Consider the following 15,181-nt stretch of genomic DNA (forward strand, 5'->3'; position numbering starts at 1 on the left):
TGAGGTGGTATTTTGCGCAGGTAAGCGATAATATAAGGATTAAAGCTGACTTTGATATGCGTATATAATGTGCTATAGTATAATGGCGATTAAAAGAGGACTTAACATAAAGTTGGAATTTGAATATGGGAGATGATTATCAATGTCCTTAAGAGATGATGCACTGCAAATGCATAAAGAAAATCATGGCAAATTAGCCGTTAGTCCAAAAGTTAAGGTAACGAATAAAGAGGAACTAAGCTTAGCCTATTCTCCAGGTGTAGCGGAACCTTGTAAGGACATACATGAAAGACCGAGTCGTGTATACGATTATACAATGAAAAGTAATATGGTTGCTGTTATTTCTGATGGTACTGCCGTTTTAGGGCTTGGAAATATCGGTGCTGAAGCGAGTATCCCAGTAATGGAGGGGAAAGCGGTACTTTTTAAAAGTTTTGCAGGCGTCGATGCATTTCCATTGTCACTCGCAACAAATGACACAGAAGAAATTATTCGTACTGTGAAACTCGTGGAACCTAACTTTGGTGGCGTTAATTTAGAGGACATTTCTGCACCGCGCTGTTTTGAAATTGAAGAGCGTTTGAAAAAAGAAACAAAAATTCCTGTTTTTCATGATGATCAACACGGGACTGCGATTGTAACTGTGGCAGGTTTGGTCAATGCGTTACGTATCGTTGATAAAGACTTAGCAGACATTAAAGTCGTCCTTAACGGTGCAGGTGCTGCTGGTATTGCGATTGTGAAATTACTGTATTCATATGGCGTCCGTCATATGATTATGTGCGATTCGAAAGGTGCGATTTATGAAGGTCGTCCATATGGTATGAATGAAACGAAAGATACTGTAGCAAAATGGACGAATAAAGATAAAGTCGAAGGGAAATTGGTCGATGTCATTGAAGGTGCAGATGTTTTCATTGGTGTTTCTGTTGCAGACGCACTCTCTGAAGAAATGGTGAAATCTATGAATGATGACGCTATTATTTTTGCAATGGCAAATCCAAATCCTGAAATTACACCAGATAAGGCGAAACATGCTGGTGCTAAAGTGATCGGAACAGGGCGTTCTGACTTTCCAAACCAAATTAATAATGTTTTAGCATTCCCAGGTATTTTCCGTGGTGCATTAGATGTGCGTGCGACACATATTAACGAAGAGATGAAACGTGCAGCAGTTGAAGCAATTGCTAACTTAATTACAGATGAAGAGCGTAACCCAGATTATGTCATTCCTGGTCCATTTGATTACCGTGTCGCGCCGTCTGTTGCAAGAGAAGTGGCACGTGCTGCGATGGAATCAGGTGTCGCACGTATAGAAGTCGATCCAGATGATGTATACGAGAAGACGTTATCACTCACTGACTTGAAGAAATAACACAAACTTGATTGATAGCCGATGGAAAAGTGGAGGTAATAAAGATGTTTAAAGACTTTTTTAACCGTAATTCTAAAAAGAAAAAATATGTTACGGTTCAAGATTCGAAACAAAATGATGTTCCTGAAGGCATAATGACCAAATGTCCAAACTGTAAAAAAATTATGTACACAAAAGAGCTCACTGAAAATTTGAATGTATGTTTTAATTGTGATCATCATATTCAATTATCAGCTTATGGTCGTATTGAAGCCATTGCCGATAATGGAACTTTTGAAGAATTTGATAAAGGGATGACCTCTGCAAATCCATTAAACTTTCCTGGCTATGAAGAGAAGGTTGAAAAAGACCAAGAGAAAACAGGATTAAATGAAGCCATCATCACAGGAACTGCAGAACTCAATGGCATTAAATTTGGTATCGGTGTGATGGATCCAAGATTTAGAATGGGCAGTATGGGATCCGTTGTGGGTGAAAAAATTTGTCGCATTGTTGACCATTGTACAGAGGAACGCTTGCCATTCGTCTTGTTTACTGCATCAGGTGGTGCGCGTATGCAAGAAGGGATTATTTCACTCATGCAAATGGCTAAAACAAGTGTATCATTAGAAAGACATTCTGATGCAGGTTTATTATTCATTTCCTATATGACGCATCCAACAACAGGCGGTGTGTCTGCAAGTTTTGCATCTGTCGGTGATATTAACTTAGCAGAACCGAAAGCATTAATAGGTTTTGCAGGACGACGTGTGATTGAGCAAACCATTAATGAAAAATTACCAGATGATTTCCAAACAGCTGAATTTTTATTAGAACATGGGCAGCTCGATAAAGTTGTGCATCGAAGCGAAATGAAAAAAACATTAGCGACGTTATTTGATATGCATCGTGAGGTGGAAAAGTAATGCTTGATTTTGAAAAGCCAATCCAAGATATAAAAACTAAAATTGAATCATTGAAAGAAACACAAGCCAAAAATGATGTCGATTTATCAGACGAAATCGAAATACTTGAAGCCGCATTGCAAACAGAAAAAGAAAAGATTTATACGTCCTTAAAACCGTGGGATCGTGTTCAAATTGCAAGATTGCCAGAAAGACCGACTGTATTAGACTACATTCCATACATTTTTGATGATTTTATCGAATTGCATGGTGATCGAAACTTTAGAGATGATCCTGCCATTGTAGGAGGGTTAGCGTATTTCAATGGTAAACCCGTGACAGTTATTGGTCAACAACGTGGAAAAGATACGAAAGATAATATTTACCGTAACTTTGGTATGGCACATCCTGAAGGTTATCGAAAAGCGTTAAGATTGATGAAGGAAGCTGAAAAGTTTAACCGTCCTATTTTTACATTTATCGATACAAAAGGTGCATATCCTGGTAAAGCTGCTGAAGAACGTGGTCAAAGTGAATCAATTGCACGTAACCTCGTTTCAATGGCTGGGCTAACAGTACCTGTAATTTCTATTGTTATCGGTGAAGGTGGAAGCGGCGGCGCACTTGGTCTTGGTGTGAGCAATCGATTATTGATGTTAGAAAACAGTACATATTCTGTTATTTCACCTGAAGGCGCGGCAGGTATTTTATGGAAAGATAGTTCTCTCGCTAAAATTGCAGCAGAGACAATGAAAATTACAGCTTATGATTTATTAGAATTGAACATTATTGATGAAGTGGTGAAAGAGCCTTTAGGAGGTGCGCATCACGACGTTGAAATGTTGGCGAAACGTATTAAGCAAAAGTTTACCAAACATTTAGCATCGTTTGAAAATATGACACCTGCTGATATTAAAGAAGATCGTTTTGAGAAATTCCGAAATATTGGTTCGTATGTTGAATAGTTTTGAGTGAAAAAAGTATGAGTGCCTTGGTATGATCGAGGTACCCATACTTTTTTGATTTGTAGAATTAAGTTAATGTGTACAAAACCTTTTTTATTGCATCGTTTTTAGATTGCAGAACTCATCCTTGTGTTCTCAACAGATCCCGAAAGAAACGCGAGTCCAAGATTGCAATTGTGAAAATATATCAAGGTAGGCCAATTAAAGATTTTTATGTCCCATTACTAGACAATTACTGCGTTAAAAAATAATCTCATTCAAAATTATTTGTTGTCAATAGTGTTATTTTGTAGTTGTATACAAAAACAATTGTGGCAACTATAATGAATAGTGGAGTAAAAAGCAAAGTTGTATGTTGAAAATCACTATGGAAGACCTGTGAGTAATCCATAATTCAATATTGACAAAAAATATTAAAAAGCTTATTTTTGGGTATAACAAATATACACCCATGAGAGAGCGAAGTGTGATTGAAATTGCTTTTTCAATGGTATGAAAGTGCTATGAAAACATGAAATATGGCGGATTGATGAATTCATTTAATTAAACCGTTTTCATTCATTTTTGTATCTTTTTTTGATGGAATGCGCAATGAAATTGTGGTATTTTTAACTTAACAACTATGCAAGAAAGGGTATGTCTACATGAAAAAAATTGCAGTTTTAACAAGTGGCGGAGATTCTCCGGGGATGAATGCAGCAATTCGAGCAGTTGTAAGAAAAGCGCTTTATCACAATATTGAAGTCTATGGTGTGTATCAAGGGTATTTAGGGTTAATCAATGATGATATTCGCAAACTAGAGTTAGGTTCAGTGGGTGATATTATCCAACGCGGTGGTACTTTCTTATATTCAGCACGTTGCCCAGAATTTAAGGAAAAAGAAGTGCGCCAAAAAGGGATTGAAAACCTTAGAAAGCGTGGTATTGAAGGCTTAGTCGTTATTGGTGGCGACGGAAGTTACCGCGGTGCACAACGCATTAGTGAAGAATGTAAAGAAATTCAAACGATTGGTATTCCAGGTACAATTGATAATGATATTAATGGTACTGATTTTACAATTGGTTTTGATACGGCGCTCAATACAATTATTGAATCTGTGGACAAAATCCGAGATACTGCTTCAAGCCACGCACGTACTTTTATCATTGAAGTGATGGGTCGTGACTGCGGAGATTTAGCATTATGGTCAGGTTTAGCTGTAGGCGCTGAAACAATTATTTTACCCGAAACAGAGACAGATATTAAAGATATCGCTGAAAAAATTCAACACGGTATCGATAGAGGTAAAAAACATTCTATCATCATCGTTGCAGAAGGATGTATGACTGGTGATATGTGTGCATCAGAACTAACGAAATATATTAATGTTGATGCACGTGTATCTGTTCTCGGTCATATTCAACGTGGTGGAAGCCCAACTGGTGCAGACCGTGTACTTGCATCACGTTTAGGTGGCTACGCTGTTGAGCTTTTACTTAACGGCGAAACGGCTAAAGGTGTCGGAATTAAAGATAACCGCTTAGTAGCGACAAATTTTGATGATATTTTCAAAACATCAGAACGTCAAATTAACCAACGTATGTTAGGTTTAACAGAAGAATTATCGATATAATTTTAGGAGGCATTTCCAATGAAAAAAACTAAAATCGTTTGTACGATTGGACCAGCATCAGAATCAGAAGATATGTTAGAAAAGTTAATGAAAGCAGGTATGAACGTTGCGCGATTAAACTTTTCACATGGTTCACATGATGAACATGCAGCACGTATTCGTTCAATTCGTAAAATAGCGAAAAAGTTAGAGAAAAATATTGGTATCTTACTTGATACAAAAGGACCTGAAATCCGTACACATGACATGAAAGATGGTATTATTACACTTGAAAAAGGTTCACATGTCATCGTGAGTATGCATGAAGTTGAAGGTACAGCGGAAAAGTTCTCTGTCACATACGAAAATTTAATTAATGATGTTGAAGTAGGCTCATTTATTCTCTTAGATGATGGATTGATTGAACTTGAAGTGGAATCTATTGATCACGCAGCAGGCGAAGTACACTGTAAGGTATTAAATACAGGTGAACTTAAAAATAAAAAAGGTGTAAACTTACCAGGTGTTCGTGTAAATTTACCTGGTATTACTGATAAAGACGCGCAAGATATTCGTTTTGGTATTGAACAAGACGTTGACTTTATTGCAGCAAGTTTCGTGCGTCGTGCAAGTGACGTTTTAGAAATCCGTAAAATTTTAGAAGAAGTGGGCAACCGCACGATTAGCATTATCCCTAAAATTGAAAACCAAGAAGGTATTGATAATATTGATGAAATTCTTGAAGTTTCTGACGGCTTAATGGTAGCCAGAGGGGATATGGGTGTTGAAATTCCACCAGAAGCAGTGCCGATTGTTCAAAAAGAATTAATTCGTAAATGTAATAAACTTGGTAAACCAGTGATTACTGCGACACAAATGTTAGACTCTATGCAACGTAATCCTCGTGCGACACGTGCAGAAGCATCAGACGTTGCCAATGCAATTTACGATGGTACTGATGCAGTCATGCTTTCAGGGGAAACTGCTGCAGGGGCTTATCCTGAAGAAGCAGTTAAAGCAATGCATGATATCGCAGTTGCTGCTGAACAAGCACAAAACTATAAGCAACTGTTATCAGATCGCACAAAACTTGTTGAAACATCACTTGTGAACGCGATAGGTGTGTCTGCAGCTCATACGGCTTTAAACTTAAGTGTTAAAGCAATCGTCGCTGCAACAGAAAGTGGTAAAACTGCGCGTACGATTTCTAAATACAGACCAAAATCTGATATTATCGCGGTGACTCCATTTGAAACAACAGCACGTCAATGTACACTTGTATGGGGTGTTTATCCAGTTGTTCGTGAAGGTAACTTTACGACAGATGAATTATTAAACAATTCTGTAGCCACTGCGATTGAATCTGAACGTGTTGAAAATGGTGATTTACTCATTATCATTGCAGGTGTACCTACAGGTGAATCGGGTACAACTAACTTAATGAAATTACATCTTGTTGGTGAAGATTTAGCAAGTGGACAAGGTATTGGACGTAACTCAGCAGTAGGTCGCACAGTAGTTGTGAACAATGCTTCTGAATTAAAAGGTCGCGACTTAGAGCAAGCCGTGATCGTTACACCATCTATTGACGAAAGTATTATTCCGTATTTAGATCAAGCTATTGCATTAGTGACTGAAGAAGCTGGATTAACGTCTTCAAGTGCAATTATTGGACTTGAAAAAGGTATTCCAACTGTTGTGGGAGTTGACAATGTCGTCGATACAATTCCAGACAACGCATTAGTGACAGTAGATGCGACACAAGGTAAAGTTTATGAAGGTTATGCGAACGTACTATAATTTTTAAATCGATGAAATGCAATAAAATAAAGGTTGGTAAGGTCAATATACCTTACCGACCTTTTTTACATTTGCTGTTTATTCATGTATGTCCTCTCATACACTACAATGACTATAAAAGAGTTTAATTACACTTTAATTTATATTTCTACATTTATACTCTGTCATCAAATCTTTTTATTATTAATGATAATGAATGCAAATGATTCAATGTTTTTTCTAAAATTAGTGATGAAAACATAACAGAAAACGCTTTATATCAGTGTTTTAGAAATTAAGGAAATCATTTTAACCCAATTATTATAAGATTATTCTGACATATGTCAGTTCTTAAAAAGTTCACAAAACGTATCATATTGGCTATAATAGTTATTGAAAGCCATTACAAAGAACGAATATAAAGTAAAGGGGAAATTCATATGGCAGAATTAATGAGAGGTTTAGAAGGGGTAATCGCAGCTGAAACAAAAATCAGTTCAATTATCGATAGCCAACTTACATATGCGGGCTATGATATCGATGACTTAACTGAAAATGCACAATTTGAAGAGATTGTATTCTTATTGTGGAATTATCGATTACCGACAAAGCAAGAATTATCTGAATTAAAAGAAAAATTATTTGGATATATGACTTTAAATCCAAGAATGTATAGTCATTTTGAAGAATATACAACTGATAAAGTTCATCCTATGACGGCTTTACGTACATCTGTTTCTTATTTGGCACACTTCGACGAAAATGCCGATGATAATGATGAAGAAGCATTACAAGAACGTGCGATACGTATTCAAGCAAAAATCGCATCACTCGTCGCTTCGTTTGCAAGAGTAAGAGAAGGGAAAGAACCGGTTAAACCTGATCCTTCTTTAAGCTATGCAGCGAACTTCTTATATATGCTTAGAGGGGAAAAACCATCTGATGTCGAAGTAGAAGGTTTTAATAAAGCATTGATTTTACATGCCGATCACGAATTAAATGCTTCAGCATTTACAGCGCGTTGTGCGGTATCTTCATTATCAGATATGTATTCAGGTGTAACAGCTGCTGTTTCATCATTAAAAGGGCCGTTACATGGTGGCGCAAACGAGCGTGTAATGAAAATGTTAACTGAAATTGGTTCAGTTGATAACGTTGAAAGCTACCTACAAAAAGCGTTCGCAAACAAAGATAAAGTGATGGGCTTTGGACACCGTGTTTATAAAAATGGAGATCCACGTGCAAAATACTTGAAAGAAATGAGCCAAAAAATTACAAATGAAACTGGACAAAGTGAATTGTTCGATGTTTCTGTTAAAATTGCAGAAATCATGAAAGAAGAAAAAGGTCTATTGCCTAACGTTGATTTCTATAGTGCAACGGTTTACCACAGCATGGGTATTGAACATGATCTCTTTACACCAATTTTTGCAGTAAGTCGTACATCTGGCTGGACTGCACACATCTTAGAACAGTTAAGAGATAACAGAATTATGCGCCCACGTGCAACTTATATCGGTGATGTTAATCGTAAATATGTGCCGATTGAAGAGCGCTAATCTCATTAATAAATCATTAAAGTTTCAAAATTCGGAGGTATTAAACATGAGTGAAAAGATCGTAAAAACGGACAGCGGATTACAAGTGCCAAATCAACCTATCGTACCATTTATTATCGGTGACGGTATCGGACCAGATATTTGGAAAGCAGCAAGTCGTGTCATTGATGCTGCCGTAGAAAAAGCTTATGACGGTGAGAAAAAAATTGACTGGAAAGAAGTTTTAGCGGGTCAAAAAGCATTCGACCAAACAGGTGAATGGTTACCAAAAGAAACGTTAGATACAATTAAAGAATATTTAATTGCGATTAAAGGACCATTAACAACGCCAATTGGTGGTGGGATTCGTTCATTGAATGTAGCGTTACGTCAAGAGTTAGACTTGTTTAACTGTTTACGTCCAGTTCGTTGGTTTAAAGGTGTACCTTCACCAGTAAAACATCCGGAACAAACAGATATGGTCATCTTCCGTGAAAATACTGAAGATATTTACGCGGGTATCGAATTTAAAGAAGGTAGCGAAGAAGTTAAAAAAGTCATTGATTTCTTACAAAATGAAATGGGTGCTAAAAACATTCGCTTCCCTGAAACATCAGGTATCGGTATTAAGCCAGTCTCTAAAGAAGGGACAGAACGTTTAGTCCGTGCTGCAATTCAATACGCTATCGACAACAACCGCAAATCAGTGACACTTGTTCATAAAGGTAACATTATGAAGTTTACTGAAGGTGCGTTCAAACAATGGGGTTACGATTTAGCTGAAAATGAATTTGCTGATCAAGTATTCACATGGCAACAATATGATCGTCTTGTGGAAGAAAAGGGTAAAGACGAAGCGAACAAAATTCAAGATCAAGCGGAAAAAGACGGTAAAATTATTATTAAAGATTCAATTGCTGATATCTTCTTACAACAAATTTTAACACGTCCAGCTGATCATGATGTGGTAGCAACAATGAACCTGAACGGTGACTATATTTCAGATGCATTGGCTGCACAAGTGGGCGGTATCGGTATTGCTCCAGGTGCGAACATCAACTCTGAAACAGGTCACGCAATTTTCGAAGCGACACACGGTACAGCGCCGAAATATGCTGACTTAGATAAAGTTAACCCATCATCAGTATTACTTTCAGGTGTAATGTTATTAGAACACATCGGTTGGCAAGAAGCTGCTGATTTAATTACAAATTCTGTAGAAAAAACAATTGCTTCAAAAGTGGTCACTTATGACTTTGCACGTTTAATGGACGGTGCAACTGAAGTGAAAACATCAGAATTTGCAGATGAATTAATCAAAAACTTATAATCATATCACTCAACACGCGAGGCTGGGCATATCATTGTTCCGGCCTCGTTTCTTATTTGCAATGCCTGTGCATATGAGAAGTCAAGTCAACCTTGCGGGAGCGGTACGATGACCTCTTTGTTACACAGGAGATATCTATACGGCTCCTGAAAATTCAATTCGGTAACCTTTATGTGAGGACTATAATCAAGCTGAAATAAGTTAATGCAAGTCACCTAGGAATACGAGCACTGACAGCAATTGTGGAAATTTAACAACTAATACATAAGGCCAATTTGTTGGAAATATATCGAAATAAGACTATTAAAATTTATGTCCTACCACAACCTCAATTTTGATTTTATTAATCAAAAGTTAAGTTATTGTAAAGATGCTAAATGATATATTATTTTTAAACGTATTTTAAGGTATAATGAACTTAATCATAATAAGGAGGTACATATATGGCTCAAAGAGTACTTGTCGTTGATGACGAACAATCCATTGTCACTTTGCTCAAATACAACCTCGAACAATCGGGTTATATCGTTGAGGTGGCCCAAGATGGAGAAGAAGCTTTACAAAAAGAAAAAGAAACGAAACCAGACTTGATTGTATTGGATGTAATGTTACCGAAAAAGGATGGTATCGAAGTATGTAAAACGATTCGCTCTGATAAAAACCAAGTACCTATTTTAATGTTAACAGCAAAAGATGACGAATTTGATCGTGTGCTTGGTCTAGAGTTGGGGGCAGACGATTATATGACGAAACCATTTTCACCTAGAGAAGTCGTAGCGCGTGTGAAAGCCATCCTTCGCCGCTCATCATTAGTTGATCAAGTGCGACATGAAGAAGAGGATGAAGATATCGTCATCGGCAGTATTCGAATTCGTCCTGACTTTTTTGAAGTATATAGAAATGATGAGTTATTAGAGTTAACGCCGAAAGAATTTGAGTTGTTACTGTATTTAGTAGAACGCCAAGGTCGTGTCATTACACGTGAACATATGTTGAATTCAGTTTGGAACTATGAATTTGCGGGTGATTCTCGAATTGTCGATGTACATATTAGTCATTTACGTGACAAATTAGAAGAAAATCCAAAACAACCTCAATTTATTAAAACCGTTCGTGGACTCGGTTACAAATTGGAGCGCCCTAAATAAATGATTAAATTTTATCACAAACTTTTAATCATACTTACAACAATTACTGTTGTAAGTTTTCTCTTATTAGGCTTCATTGTACATAATAGTATTTATACGAAAACCGTTGAATACGAAAAGAAATCTCTTCTTAAAGATGCTGAACAAATTCTTGCCTTTTATAAAGAAGGGAACAAACGACACATTCAAGAACTTGCTAATCATTATCAAAGCAATATTAAAATTATTGAAAACAATCAAACAACGACATATAAAGGTGACAGAAATCTTTCTATCGCAGGACGTCAAGATAGTTTGTTACGTAAACTTCAATTGTCAGACCCGGTTTATCAATTAGATGGCAAACATGGCTATTATTGGTTCGGTCATCAACAAGGGGATACGACGATATTAATGACGGGCCATTTTGATATGGTTTACGAACTTCAACTTCAATTTTGGAAATATTTAATACTCGTGGGAATGATTATTTTAGCGCTAATCTTCTTTACAGTACGTTATATTAACCGAACTTATATTCAGCCCATTAATGAAGTATCCTACGCAGCCTCTCTCCTTACTGAAGGCAATTTCCGAGTGAGGCTCCCTGAAAGTAGTGTAAAAGAGCTTCGAGAACTGTATGTCACAATCAATGTGCTCGCAAGACGTTTAGAGCAATTAAAAAGTGAACAAAAAATCCAACGTAATCGTCTTGTCACTACACTTGAAAATATTCCAAGTGCAATATTGATGATTGATAAAAATGGTAAAATCGTGATCGCAAATAAGACGTTTTATGAAATTTTCAATGTATCAACAAATGTAGAAAATCAAAACTATGAACACTATTTACATCCAACGATCAAACAGCTTGTCGTTGAAGGGTTTCGAACAGAAAAGGCGATGTACAAGCAAGTTGAAATTTCAATCAACCATATTCATCAGAAATTTTTTGATACATCATGCGTACCGATTTTATCGCGAACGAAAAAGTCTTTACAAGGCATGGTCATCGTATTGCACGATATTACACAATTGAAAAAACTGGAAAACTTGCGCAGTGAATTTGTAGCGAATGTATCTCACGAGTTGAAAACACCGATTACATCGATGAAAGGCTTTACCGAAACATTAATTGATGGTGCGAAAAATGATGAAGCCTCTCTTGATATGTTCTTAAATATCATTTTAAAAGAGTCCAATCGTATCCAAACATTAGTGGAAGATTTATTGGATTTATCGAAAATTGAGCAGAATACAACGTTAGAAAAGCATATGATTGATTTATCAGACGTGGCCAAATCTTCATTTTCAGTGATTCAACCGCTTGCGAATGAAAAGTCGATTCAATTGATTGATCAAATTGAACCGAATGTGATAGCGATGGCTGACGAAAATAAAATCTCCCAAGTTATAGTGAATTTAATGTCAAACGCGGTAAACTATTCCCCTGAAAATCGCACGGTCACTTTAGCAGTATATCGAGAAAATCAGCATCCGATTATTGAGGTGATCGATCAAGGTATTGGTATAAGCGAAGAGGAAAAGTATCGTATTTTTGAAAGATTTTATCGCGTAGACAAGGCGAGAAGTCGTGACTCAGGAGGGACTGGATTAGGATTGTCCATTACTAAACACATTATAGAAGCATATCAAGGTAATATTGAAGTAGAATCGGAACTCGGAAAAGGTTCAAAATTTAAAGTGGTGTTACCAGAATAATATGACGTTCACAAAACGGGAACAGTGATTACGTATAGCCCATACGTGAGATACTATTCTCGTTTTTTATAAGCAAATCTATTCGTGGCTTTAAAATACCGAAAAGGTCATATCGTATGAACTATGGTACAATAAGCATTCCATTTCTTGTTGTGAAGTGAAATGTGATGCGCGCTTTATCGACATGATACATACGGATTATGATAAAATAGATACAAATCACGATGGAGGGAATAACGTGGACAAACTGATATTAATTGATGGTAATAGTTTAAGTTTTAGAGCTTTTTATGCATTGCCGTTATTAAAAAATAAAGCAGGGATTCATACAAATGCCGTTTATGGTTTTGCGCGTTTGTTAGAAAAGATTATCAAAGAAGAACAACCGACACATTTTCTTGTGGCATTCGATGCAGGAAAAACGACTTTTAGACATGAAACGTATCAAGATTATAAAGGGGGACGTCAAAAAACGCCTCCTGAATTAAGTGAGCAGTTCCCTTACATTCGCCAATTGATTGATGTATATCAAATTCAACGATATGAACTGGAAAACTATGAAGCAGATGACATTATTGGAACACTCAGTCGTGAAGCGGATCAAGCGGGTATGCAAACGATCATTATTACTGGGGATCGAGATTTAACGCAACTCGCGACAGAGCAAGTGACAATTTATTATACAAAAAAAGGTGTGACAGATGTTGATCATTACACGCCTGCGTTTATTGCCGAAAAATATAATGGACTGACACCGCCACAAATTATTGATTTAAAGGGCTTAATGGGCGATAGTTCAGATAATATTCCAGGTGTAGCCGGCGTTGGTGAAAAAACAGCGATGAAATTGTTGAATCAATTCGAAACTGTTGAAGGTGTTTATGACCATATCGACGAAGTGTCAGGTAAAAAACTGAAAGAAAAATTAGAAAATAGTCGTGAGGATGCGTTAATGAGCAAAACATTAGCGACAATTAATTGCGATAGTCCGATTACAGTGTCTTTGAAAGATACACGTATACCTCAAAATATCGATGAAAGTGCTAAAATTGAACTGTTTAAGTCGCTAGAATTTCGTCAATTGCTAGATGGCATTGATGTTGAGTCGGATCATTCAACGGGGAGTCGGGATTTTGCGCCGATTACAGACATGTCAAAAGTTGATTTTAAACAATTGTCAGAAGCGGCGATTCACGTTGAAGTTGCAGGTCCAAACTATTTGAAAGATAATCTATTAAAATTCGGCTTGTATGACGGTGAACATTATGTGGTGATTCCATTTGATCAAGTCACTGACCATCCAGATTTAGTCGCTTGGCTGAAAGATGATCAGACACAAAAATGGGTTCATGATGCAAAGAAAACGTATATTGCGATGAAACGTTCAGACATTGCGATTCAAAATATTGTTTTTGATACGATGTTAGCAAGTTATATCATCGATCCATCACGGACAATTGATGATGTACAATCAGTCATGACACACTTTGATGAGACATTCGTACAAGATGATGTGTCGATTTATGGTAAAGGCAAGACTTTTCACATACCTGAAGATGACGTGCTCGACAAGCATATCGCTACCATTTTAGATGCCATTCATGTCGTGCAACCGCAAATGATGACGATTTTAGAAAACCATGAACAGGCATCATTACTTTCGGAAATCGAGTTACCATTGGCTTTAATTTTAAGTGAAATGGAGTATATTGGAATTCATACCGATATCGATACATTAAAAGAGATGGAAACTGTTATTCAAACAGAGCTCGATCAATTAATAGAACAAATACACGAACAAGCTGGTGAAACGTTTAATATTAACTCACCTAAACAATTGGGTGTTATTTTATTTGAAAAACTAGAATTGCCAGTCATTAAAAAGACGAAAACAGGTTATTCTACAGCGGTCGATGTGCTTGAAAAATTACAAAACGAACATCCGATTATCGACTATATTTTAACGTATCGTACGTTATCGAAACTTCAATCAACTTATGTTGAAGGTTTACAAAAAGTGATTTGGGATGACGGCCGTATTCATACGCGCTTTAATCAAACACTTGCACAAACAGGACGCTTGTCTTCTGTCGATCCGAACTTACAAAATATTCCAATCCGTTTAGAGGAAGGGCGTAAAATTCGTAAAGCGTTTAAATCTACGCACGATGATTACGTCATTCTTGCGGCGGATTACTCGCAAATCGAATTACGTGTTTTAGCGCATATTACAGGGGACCCTACGTTACAACAAGCGTTTAATGACAATGAAGATGTCCATACAACTACAGCAATGAAAGTGTTCAATGTTGAGGCAGATGAAGTAACGTCCTTAATGCGACGTCAAGCAAAAGCAGTCAACTTTGGTATTGTATATGGGATTAGTGATTATGGACTCAGCCAAAGTTTAGGTATTACACGTAAAGAAGCGCAACAGTTCATTGACGACTACTTGAACCATTTTCCGGGTGTCAAAGATTATATGGATAATATTGTGCAAGATGCCAAACAACAAGGTTATGTTGAGACATTGTTAAAACGTCGTCGTTACATTCCAGACATTACGAGTCGTAATTTTAACCTACGCGGATTTGCTGAACGAACGGCGATGAACTCACCTATTCAAGGAAGTGCTGCAGATATTATTAAATTGGCAATGGTTCATTTTCATCGTGAAGTCCAGCAGACATCGTTTAAAGCGAAATTATTATTACAAGTACACGATGAATTGATTTTTGAAGTGCCAAAAGATGAAGTAGAAGCATTTAGCAAATTTGTTGAGAAAATTATGGCACATGCATTACAATTAGATGTCCCATTAAGTGTGGAGTCTGATTATGGAAAAACGTGGTATGATGCAAAATAGAAA

The 15,181-nt window shown here is 36.8% G+C and carries 10 protein-coding genes; all 10 read left to right on the forward strand.

Annotated elements, in window-relative coordinates:
• Positions 1 to 142: 142 nt before the first annotated feature.
• The 10 genes from ystJ to polA all read left to right on the forward strand — a co-directional run bounded on the left by ystJ (position 143) and on the right by polA (position 15,178).
• On the forward strand, positions 143 to 1,375 hold the full coding sequence (gene ystJ, locus CD138_RS09200; protein WP_019169454.1) for an NADP-dependent malic enzyme: 1,233 nt from the start codon (positions 143 to 145) through the stop codon (positions 1,373 to 1,375).
• Between the two features lie 44 nt (positions 1,376 to 1,419).
• On the forward strand, positions 1,420 to 2,280 hold the full coding sequence (accD, locus tag CD138_RS09205; protein WP_019169455.1) for an acetyl-CoA carboxylase, carboxyltransferase subunit beta: 861 nt from the start codon (positions 1,420 to 1,422) through the stop codon (positions 2,278 to 2,280).
• Positions 2,280 to 3,224 (forward strand): acetyl-CoA carboxylase carboxyltransferase subunit alpha, encoded by a 945-nt coding sequence (locus tag CD138_RS09210; protein ID WP_019169456.1) that lies wholly within the window; start codon positions 2,280 to 2,282, stop codon positions 3,222 to 3,224. Before accD ends, CD138_RS09210 begins: the two co-directional genes overlap by 1 nt.
• A 644-nt stretch (positions 3,225 to 3,868) precedes the next feature.
• On the forward strand, positions 3,869 to 4,837 hold the full coding sequence (pfkA, locus tag CD138_RS09215; protein WP_019169457.1) for a 6-phosphofructokinase: 969 nt from the start codon (positions 3,869 to 3,871) through the stop codon (positions 4,835 to 4,837).
• A gap of 18 nt (positions 4,838 to 4,855) precedes the next feature.
• The gene (gene pyk, locus CD138_RS09220; protein ID WP_019169458.1) at positions 4,856 to 6,616 is read left to right on the forward strand and encodes a pyruvate kinase; all 1,761 of its coding nucleotides are present in this window, start codon (positions 4,856 to 4,858) and stop codon (positions 6,614 to 6,616) included.
• 419 nt (positions 6,617 to 7,035) lie between these two features.
• The gene (locus CD138_RS09225; RefSeq protein ID WP_019169459.1) at positions 7,036 to 8,154 is read left to right on the forward strand and encodes a citrate synthase; all 1,119 of its coding nucleotides are present in this window, start codon (positions 7,036 to 7,038) and stop codon (positions 8,152 to 8,154) included.
• A 4-nt stretch (positions 8,155 to 8,158) separates the two neighbouring features.
• The gene (gene icd / locus CD138_RS09230; RefSeq protein WP_373364647.1) at positions 8,159 to 9,463 is read left to right on the forward strand and encodes an NADP-dependent isocitrate dehydrogenase; all 1,305 of its coding nucleotides are present in this window, start codon (positions 8,159 to 8,161) and stop codon (positions 9,461 to 9,463) included.
• Positions 9,464 to 9,906: 443 nt separating this feature from the next.
• Positions 9,907 to 10,611, forward strand: coding sequence for a response regulator transcription factor (locus CD138_RS09235; protein WP_019169461.1), 705 nt, complete (start codon positions 9,907 to 9,909; stop codon positions 10,609 to 10,611).
• Positions 10,612 to 12,312 carry a two-component system histidine kinase PnpS gene (gene pnpS / locus CD138_RS09240; protein ID WP_019169462.1) on the forward strand — a complete coding sequence of 567 codons (1,701 nt, stop codon included), beginning with the start codon at positions 10,612 to 10,614 and terminating at the stop codon, positions 12,310 to 12,312.
• 238 nt (positions 12,313 to 12,550) lie between these two features.
• Positions 12,551 to 15,178 carry a DNA polymerase I gene (polA, locus tag CD138_RS09245; RefSeq protein WP_096559684.1) on the forward strand — a complete coding sequence of 876 codons (2,628 nt, stop codon included), beginning with the start codon at positions 12,551 to 12,553 and terminating at the stop codon, positions 15,176 to 15,178.
• Positions 15,179 to 15,181 lie beyond the last annotated feature (3 nt).

This window comes from Staphylococcus intermedius NCTC 11048 (assembly GCF_002902385.1).
Classification (GTDB): domain Bacteria; phylum Bacillota; class Bacilli; order Staphylococcales; family Staphylococcaceae; genus Staphylococcus; species Staphylococcus intermedius.

Bases quoted from the DNA above. Each gene is read 5' to 3' on its own strand.
- ystJ (WP_019169454.1), top strand. From the start codon at position 143: ATGTCCTTAAGAGATGATGCACTGCAAATGCATAAAGAAAATCATGGC.
- accD (WP_019169455.1), top strand. From the start codon at position 1,420: ATGTTTAAAGACTTTTTTAACCGTAATTCTAAAAAGAAAAAATATGTT.
- CD138_RS09210 (WP_019169456.1), top strand. From the start codon at position 2,280: ATGCTTGATTTTGAAAAGCCAATCCAAGATATAAAAACTAAAATTGAA.
- pfkA (WP_019169457.1), top strand. From the start codon at position 3,869: ATGAAAAAAATTGCAGTTTTAACAAGTGGCGGAGATTCTCCGGGGATG.
- pyk (WP_019169458.1), top strand. From the start codon at position 4,856: ATGAAAAAAACTAAAATCGTTTGTACGATTGGACCAGCATCAGAATCA.
- CD138_RS09225 (WP_019169459.1), top strand. From the start codon at position 7,036: ATGGCAGAATTAATGAGAGGTTTAGAAGGGGTAATCGCAGCTGAAACA.
- CD138_RS09235 (WP_019169461.1), top strand. From the start codon at position 9,907: ATGGCTCAAAGAGTACTTGTCGTTGATGACGAACAATCCATTGTCACT.
- pnpS (WP_019169462.1), top strand. From the start codon at position 10,612: ATGATTAAATTTTATCACAAACTTTTAATCATACTTACAACAATTACT.